Here is an 8,344-nt window from a genome sequence, read left to right on the forward strand (position 1 = left end):
TTGTCATGCTAAAAAGCACCTCCTGTTAAATTCATTTTACTTGAATTCAACAAGAAGTGCTTTTTTATTATGTCCCACTATTCTGGGTCAGTTCCAAATTGCTGGTAAACTTTTTTTGTTAGCGGCGGATAGGTACGCTGCTTTTTTGTGAGCTAGCTCTCTTCGGCAAAATGAGAATGAAATTCGTGGCAGAAAACGCCACTATAATTTAATTCTGTATTTTGCTCGTGAGCTGACCAAGCTCACTCCGCTTTTTCGATTAAATATCAACGATTTTTGTGCCGTGTAGTTCAGTTACTTGTAATGCTTCTGCTATTTCAGCGGCGTTTTCGCTAGTGATGCCACCGCCGGGTAAAATAATAATGCGGTTGTCTGCGTAGGTGATTAGGGCTTTTAAACGTTCTAGATTATCTGTGATTTTTGTGTTGGCTAGTCCGCCGTGGGTTAAAATTCGTTGTACACCATGTTCGCTTAACCAATCAATGGCGGCGAATTGTTTTTCAACTGGAATTGCATCAAACGCCATATGGAAAGTGATTTGTAGGCCTTCGCTGTGTTCGATAAATAGTTCTAAAGCTTCTTCATCTAGCCAGTTTTCTTCATTTAAACAGCCGAAAACAACGCCGTCAGTGCCTAATTTTTTTGCTTCAATTAAATCAGTATGCATAATTTTCAATTCAATATCGTTATAAACGAAATTACCGTCGCGGGGGCGAATCATGGTCATGACAGAAGCTCCGTGTTCTTGAGCGTACTGAATAGTTTCTTCAATGACACCGGTGCTGGGGGTCGTGCCACCTACTGTTAAATTATCGCACAGTTCAATGCGGGTTGCGCCAGCGTGAATTGCTTGGGGAATATTAGTGAAATTTTCTGCACAAAATTCTTTAATCATAATTGCCTCCTGAAAAATATAATTAACTAAATGGATTGTACCACAGATAGTTGCAGTTGTTGACTATCAATAGTAAGATAAGGGGAAGAATTTTATTTTAGATGAAAGAGTTTATGGAAAATGACCTTAAAAAAAATTGAGCAGGGGCGTTTGTTTTTAGCGGAAAATCCGGCATTGTTTCGTTGTCCTTTTTGCCATAGCGATGTTAAGCAGCAAGCTTATAGTTTAAGTTGTGAAAATAATCATCGTTTTGATTTATCGAAAAAAGGCACTTTGTTTTTCTTAAAACAAAATCATCAGTCGGGTTACGACGAGGAAATGTTTTTACCGCGGGGGCGTTTGATTCGTGGCGGCATGTATCAGCCGGTTTTAACCGTAATTCGTCAATGGCTTGGCGCGCAAGAAAAAGTTTTAGATATTGGTTGTGGGGAAGGCAGCTTTTTAGCAGAATTAGAAAATATCGCAAAAATTCCGCTGACTGTCGGATTTGATATTGCTAAAGAAGGCGTTTATTTAGCGACTAATCACAATAATTTAGCGCAGCAGCATTTTTGGTGTGTGGCGGATTTAACCAATTTACCTTTTGCTGATAATAGCTTTCAGCGAATTTTAAATATTTTTTCACCTTCCCATTATCAAGAGTTTCAGCGGGTTTTAGCTGATGAAGGGGAGTTGATTAAAGTCATTCCTGGCAAGGAGTATTTAAAAGAGTTGCGGCAAGCTTTTTATCCCGAAGAAAAGGCAAAACAACACTATTCTAATGAAAAAGTCTTAGAAAAATTAGCTGAAAAAATGACGATTGTGGAAGAACAGCAGTTAACTTACTCTTTTGCGATTCCCGAAACTTTGCGTTTAGATTTGTTAGAGATGTCGCCTTTAGAGTGGGGCGTTTCTCAAGAGCGAAAAGCTTTCTTGCGAGAGCATCCTTTAAAAGAAATCACCATTGATGTTCATCTCCTTAGAGCGAAGAAAAAGTAATAAATTAGCTAAAAAACGAACATTCTTGTAAGAAAATGAAAATATCAAACTTAAAAATTTCATATTCTGAAAATAACTCAGAAAAAAGTGCTGAATTTTAGAAAAAAGCCGGAAAAAGGCTTGATTATTCTAACAATTGATGTTATATTTACAACAAGTTATTTTTTCATTGGTTTTTATCAGGGTCCTGTTCTGATAAAAGTTAGTGAGAAGAGCTTCACTAACGTAACGCCTCGCAGTGCTAGACACCGAGACGGTACGTTTTTTTTGTACCTTAAAATGATAAGCGAGGGAAAAATCATGACAAATCATATTGTGCTTTTTGAACCACAAATTCCTGCCAATACCGGCAACATTGCCAGAACCTGTGCAGCAACCAATACACCTTTACATTTGATTGAACCGTTAGGCTTTTTAACAGATGACAAGCAGCTTAAAAGAGCGGGTCTGGATTATTGGCATAGTGTCGATATTACCTATCATCAATCGTTAGCTGATTTTTTAACTTATCTTGGCGAGCGGCCGCTACATTTAATTACGAAATTTGCTAATCGCATCTATAGCGAAGCGAATTTTGCTGATGAACAAGATCATTTTTTTATCTTTGGTAAAGAAACAACCGGTTTACCAGAAGAATTTATGCGGGAAAATGAAGAAAAATGTCTGCGGATCCCCATGAATGATCAACATGTGCGCTCGCTAAATTTATCAAATACAGCGGCGATGATTGTCTATGAAGCATTGCGGCAACAAGGATTTCCTAATATGGAATACAGCCACCACTATGAAAATGATAAACTAGACTAAAAAGCAAAGGATGTAAAAAGATGCAGCTTTATTTTACACGCCATGGCAAAACAGAATGGAATGATCAAATGCGTTTTCAAGGAAAAAATGGCAACTCGCCGTTATTGCCAGAGAGCTATCAAGAAATTAAAAAATTGGGGAAGTATTTACAAGCTGTACCTTTTGAAAAAATTTACGCTAGCACTTCGCAACGGGCCAGAGAAACAGCACAAGGCATTGCCAATGAATTAAAGCGACCTGTGGAAATTATTTATTCTGATGATTTACGGGAATTTGGTTTAGGGGATTTGGAAGGGCAATTAATTGCAGAATGTCGCACAGCTTATAGTGAAAACTTAGATAATATGCGTTATCATCTGGATAAATACGATCCTACGCCTTTTAACGGCGAAGAAATTCAAGCAGTGTTAGAGCGGATGTCACGGATTGTTTTAGCAGCGGTTGCACAGCATCAAGGTCCTTTGCTGTTTGTAGGCCACGGCGCTTCTATGACAGCAGCGGTGCAGTGGTTAGCTGGGAAAAGCTTAGCAGAATTAAGAAGCCACGGGGGCTTAACCAACAGCAGTTTGTCGATTTTAGAAACAACCGCTGATGACAAACTGCCTTATCACTTAGTTAAGTGGAACGATAATCACTTTTTGAAATAATTAAATCACTAGTAAAGGAGGCGGAAGCATGTTTGAAGCAGAGGAAAGAAAATATGTCGTTGGCGAAGTCGCAGCGATTTTTTTTCAGAATCCCTCAAATTTTTATAAAGTATTATTGATTTCTGCTAAAGAAGCCAATGTTGAATTGCCAGAACCCCAATTTGTTGTCACAGGTAGTTTTGGAGAAATTCAAGAAGCAGAACTTTATCGCTTTTATGGAAATTTTGTTGATCATCCTCGTTATGGTCGCCAGTTTCAAGTAGACAGTTATCAACAGGAACGCCCCACTTCTGCCAGTGGTTTAATTAATTATTTATCCAGTGAAAAATTTGCGGGAATTGGTAAAAAAACGGCGGGAAAAATTGTTGAAGCTTTGGGTGAAAATGCTATTGAAGAGATTTTGGAGCAGCCCGATTTATTAAATAAAGTAGCTAACTTGAATCAAAAAAAACAAGCACAGATTTTAGAGACTTTACGTTTGAATCACGGAATGGACCAAGTGATTGTTGGCTTGAGTCGCTATGGTTTTGGTAGTCAGCTGTCTTTTGCGATTTATCAATTTTATCGCAATGAAGCTTTGACGGTTATTGAAGAAAATCCTTATCAGTTGGTAGAAGATATTGAAGGCATCGGCTTTAAGCGGGCGGATAATATTGCTACCCAGTTAGGGATTGCACCAGATACACCGCAGCGAATTCGGGCGGCGATTTTGCATCAAAACTTTCAACATGCCATGGAAACTGGGGATACTTACATTGAAGCTGAAATGTTGTTAAATCAAGTAATTGACTTGCTGGAAAGTAGTCGGCCGGTAGAAATTTCAGTGAATCAAGTGGTTGACTGCATCATTCAGCTAGTGGAAGAAGGCAAAATTCAGCAAGAAGAAACGAAACTTTATGAAAGCAGTTTGTTTTTCTCTGAATGGGGGATTGGTAACTCCGTTCAACGTTTATTAAGTCGTAAAAAAGAAATTCAATATCCGGAAAAAGAAATTGATAAAGTTTTACGAATGATTCAAAAACAAAATGGCATTACTTACGGTGCCTCTCAAGAAGCTGCGATTAAAGAAGCGATTAAGTCGCCTTTGTTTATTTTAACCGGTGGACCTGGGACTGGGAAAACGACAGTAATCAATGGTATTGTGCAATTGTTTGCGGAATTAAATGGTTTTGAATTGGCGCCAGAAAAATATACTGATAAAATTTTTCCGATTTTATTAGCCGCTCCCACTGGTCGAGCTGCCAAACGCATGAATGAGACCACTGGATTGCCAGCTAGCACGATTCATCGGCTGTTAGGCCTAAATGGTCGTGAAAAAGCGCCGATGATGTCAGACAAGGAATTAGAAGGGGGCTTGTTAATCGTTGATGAGATGTCAATGATTGATACGTGGCTCGCTAACACATTATTTAAAGCCATTCCTACCAATATGCAAGTGATTTTTGTTGGGGATAAAGATCAGCTACCTTCCGTTAGTCCGGGGCAAGTTTTACATGATTTATTGCAAATTTCAGCGATTCCGAAAAAAGAATTGAATGAAATTTACCGGCAAGGAGAAGGCTCCAGCATTATTCCTTTGGCTCATGAAATAAAAGCCGGGCGTTTGCCAGCCGATTTTACTCAAAACCAAAAAGACCGTTCTTTCTTTGCTTGTCAAGCGCAACAAATCGAACCGTTGATTCGTCAAATTGTTGAAAAAGCCAAATTAAAAGGTTTTACTGCGCAAGATATTCAAGTTTTAGCGCCCATGTATCGCGGTGTAGCTGGAATTGATGCTCTTAACAAAATGATGCAAGAGATTTTTAACAGCAATCCCGATGGCTCCCGAAAAGAAGTTGTCTGGAATGAAACGGTTTATCGAATTGGCGATAAGGTGCTACAATTAGTTAACTCACCTGAGTTGAATGTTTTTAATGGGGATATGGGGCAAATTGTCGGTATCACTTATTCTAAAGAAACCGATGACAAAGTTGATGAGTTGATTATTCAATTTGATAGTAATGAAGTTACTTATAAACGAAATGAATGGAATAAAATTACTTTATCTTACTGTTGTTCGATTCATAAATCCCAAGGTAGCGAGTTTAAAATGGTAATTTTACCAATGGTGCGACAATATTCCCGCATGTTGCAAAGGAATTTGTTGTACACTGCGATTACGCGAAGCAAGGATTTATTGATTTTAGTCGGGGAACCGCAAGCATTTGCAACTTGTGTGGCGCATGAATCTGCCAATCGCTTAACCAGCTTAAAAGAGCGAATTTTAGGGGCAGAAGAAATGTCTGCCATAACCCGTCAGCAACTGGAAAATTACGAAGAAACCTTAGTTTCAGAAGAAGCCATTTTTACTAGCGCTGAAGTTAGTGAGAAAAAAACAGCTGTTGTAGCAAAAACGGATAAAGTCATTGATTATCAGGAAGTCGTGAAAGCCGAAACTAAAACACCAGTTGTTGAGGAAGAAATTTTACAAACGCCGAGCCTATTTGATTTAGCAAAAGAGGATAACTCGTCGGCTGAAGTCGCTAATCCGGAAGCTGAAAGCATGATTGAAGATTTTGTATTAACGCTGGCGGCTATTCAAAAACAAACTATCGACCCGATGATTGGAATGGAAAATATAACTCCTGCTATGTTTATGGAGTGATAATTAAATTGTAAATCTCTGTTAATTGTGATAAAACGCAATTAATGGAGATTTTTTTGTCTAGTTAGGTGGTTTTCAAGAATTTTTGGAAATTTTTAAGAGTATTTTTCTTTTTAGTTGTATATATAGTGAAACCAGTTAGCTGCAGTGACTGATTCAATGAAATAAAAATTTTAAGTAGTGTCGGCTACTTTTGATAAAGGAGCTATAAAAGAGCGTGATGAGTGAAGAAATTCTAAGAGTTGATCAAGCGGAGCTTGAGCTAAGTCAATTGGTTCAACAATATTCCAAACTACTATACGTGGTTGCTTTATCGGTGTTAGGTAAGCAAGCTAATCGCGAGGATCTTGAAGAGCTAGTCAGCGATGTATTTATTCGCTTTTGGCAGAATCCACAAAAATATCAGCCTGAAAAAGGCTCTTTGAAAAATTATTTGGTTTTATTAACTAAAAGTATGGCTTTAAACCAATTGAAGCGTAATCGCCGAATGTTTCTGCCATTAACAGAATTTCCGATAGAGGAGCTACCTAAAGAAATGGGTGCGACTGAAGATGTTTGGGATGATTTTTTTGAAGCTTTACTATTAATAGATGAACCTACTCGCGAAATTTGTCTACAACGATATTTTTATGAGCTAAAGCCGAAAATTATTGCTGAAAATATGCAACTATCTGTTAAAGAAGTTCACAATCGGCTCTATCAAGGGAAAAAGAAAATTCGTCAAGTGATGGAGCGACAAATGTACTATCATCAGTTGGATGAAAAATAAGTGATGAGTAAAGGAGAAAAATTCAAAATGAAAAAATATGAAGAAGCACCTTTTACGAATTTGTCAGAGGAAAATCTAGATGAGTATTTAAGTCATATGAATCAGACATATTCTCAGCAGAGCGAAAAAAGGATTTTAAATAAAGTGCAAAGTAAAATAGTAGCTAAAGAAAAAGTTGGCTTTTTTGCTAAAAGTCGTCGCTTTTCATTGGTAGTAGTAATCATATTGGCGATTTTATTACCGACTACAGTTTTTGCGGCTAATAAAATATGGCAAGTTTATTTTCAACAAGACAAATTTTCTAGTAAGTTAAATGTTAATAGCGAAAAAAAATCAACGGATATGCAAGGTTATTACTTACAGCTAAATTATTTACCGGATAATTGGGAACCGATGCTTTATAACGAAGGAGAAGCACCGATAAAATTTTGGAATCAAAATGATCAAAGTAGTATTTCAACGATACTCTATTCAGTGGCAGGAGAAGAGACTTTTGAAACCCGCTATACCAAAGAGGTGGTTGCCGAAAATATTGGTGGACACCAGACTTGGATTATTGAAAAAACAGCAGTCGCTACAGATTTGACTAAAGAAGTTTATGTTTTATTTGAAGAGGAAGAAATTGTTTTAATGATGTGGGTGAGTGAAAATCTGACCAATGATGATTTGCAACGGATTATTGAAAATGCTCAGTTAATTCCAGCAAGTGGGAGCTTAAATCAAGTGATGCCACTTAATCAAGAAATAAATGAAGATGGGGGATACATTGATCAAAATGGTGATTTTAAAACAGGAAAAATCCCTTTAGAAGAAAGCCGTGTAGCGGTTAATGCCCCAACGATTAAAAAAATTGGGGAGCCAACGACTTTTACAACTTTAGTTGGTGGCGTTGATGAAGAGGCTCAGCTGACATTAACAGTTAATCAAGTAAGCATCCATGATTCTTTAAGTGGGGTCATTGATTATCAAAATGATCCATCTTATCAAGTGGGGACGATGCGCCAAATGATTGAGGATGGTGTAATGGATGAAGCTGGTAACTTTCTGCCTTTTGAAGCGCAAGTTTATAAAAGAGGTGATGGTATCAACAGTTTAGATGAATTAATTGCTACAAAAACTAGTCAATTAAAATTCCTTAAAATTCAAGTGACGCTGGAAAATGATTCAGATTATGATTTACCAGATTATTATTTCCAAGCTGGTGGCGTTTCACTCTTTGAAAAGGCTGGCTACTATTATCAAAATCAAAATGGGGAAGAAGAGTTCACTGTGCCACAGGCCTATACAGCACACGATTATTACGAACTAGCTTATTTAGAAAATGGCAGCAGTAATTACAAAAGCTATTACAACATCGGTACATTAGCTAAAAAATCTAGTCAGACCTTTGAAATTGGTTTTTTTGTTCCCGCGGAAGATGTAGAACATTTCTTTTTAAATGATAATTCTTATGAAAATCCAGATCATATAAAAAATACCAAATTTAAACTATTTGAGTAATACTGAAACGGGGCTGTGACATAAGTAAATTATGTTCGTAGTTTCAAAAAAAAGAAATTCTATGAAAACCATTATGGTTTTGTGGGATTTCTGTTTTTTTAGGT

General features: G+C 37.3%; 7 protein-coding genes. 6 read left to right on the plus strand and 1 reads right to left on the minus strand.

Annotated features, from left to right (window positions below; genetic code table 11):
• Window positions 1-259: 259 nt before the first annotated feature.
• On the minus strand, window positions 260-895 hold the full coding sequence (locus tag M2139_RS13880; protein WP_280739448.1) for a copper homeostasis protein CutC: 636 nt from the start codon (window positions 893-895) through the stop codon (window positions 260-262).
• Window positions 896-1,015: 120 nt separating this feature from the next.
• Here M2139_RS13880 and M2139_RS13885 point away from each other — a divergent pair, with 120 nt between their 5' ends.
• From M2139_RS13885 to M2139_RS13910, 6 genes are all read left to right on the plus strand, one after another.
• Window positions 1,016-1,873: a methyltransferase domain-containing protein gene (locus tag M2139_RS13885; RefSeq protein WP_280739447.1), complete on the plus strand. Its 858-nt coding sequence runs from the start codon at window positions 1,016-1,018 to the stop codon at window positions 1,871-1,873.
• Window positions 1,874-2,173: 300 nt separating this feature from the next.
• Window positions 2,174-2,680: a tRNA (uridine(34)/cytosine(34)/5-carboxymethylaminomethyluridine(34)-2'-O)-methyltransferase TrmL gene (gene trmL, locus M2139_RS13890; protein WP_280739446.1), complete on the plus strand. Its 507-nt coding sequence runs from the start codon at window positions 2,174-2,176 to the stop codon at window positions 2,678-2,680.
• Between the two features lie 20 nt (window positions 2,681-2,700).
• On the plus strand, window positions 2,701-3,327 hold the full coding sequence (locus M2139_RS13895) for a histidine phosphatase family protein (RefSeq protein ID WP_280739445.1): 627 nt from the start codon (window positions 2,701-2,703) through the stop codon (window positions 3,325-3,327).
• Between the two features lie 28 nt (window positions 3,328-3,355).
• Entirely contained in the window at window positions 3,356-5,971 is a 2,616-nt protein-coding gene (locus tag M2139_RS13900) for an ATP-dependent RecD-like DNA helicase (protein ID WP_280739444.1), read from the plus strand.
• Between the two features lie 220 nt (window positions 5,972-6,191).
• Window positions 6,192-6,740, plus strand: coding sequence for a sigma-70 family RNA polymerase sigma factor (locus M2139_RS13905; protein ID WP_280739449.1), 549 nt, complete (start codon window positions 6,192-6,194; stop codon window positions 6,738-6,740).
• Between the two features lie 27 nt (window positions 6,741-6,767).
• A complete protein-coding gene (locus M2139_RS13910) occupies window positions 6,768-8,240 on the plus strand; it encodes a hypothetical protein (RefSeq protein ID WP_280739443.1) in 1,473 nt (490 codons plus the stop codon).
• Window positions 8,241-8,344: the final 104 nt, after the last annotated feature.

This window comes from Enterococcus sp. PF1-24 (assembly GCF_029893325.1).
Classification (GTDB): domain Bacteria; phylum Bacillota; class Bacilli; order Lactobacillales; family Enterococcaceae; genus HY326.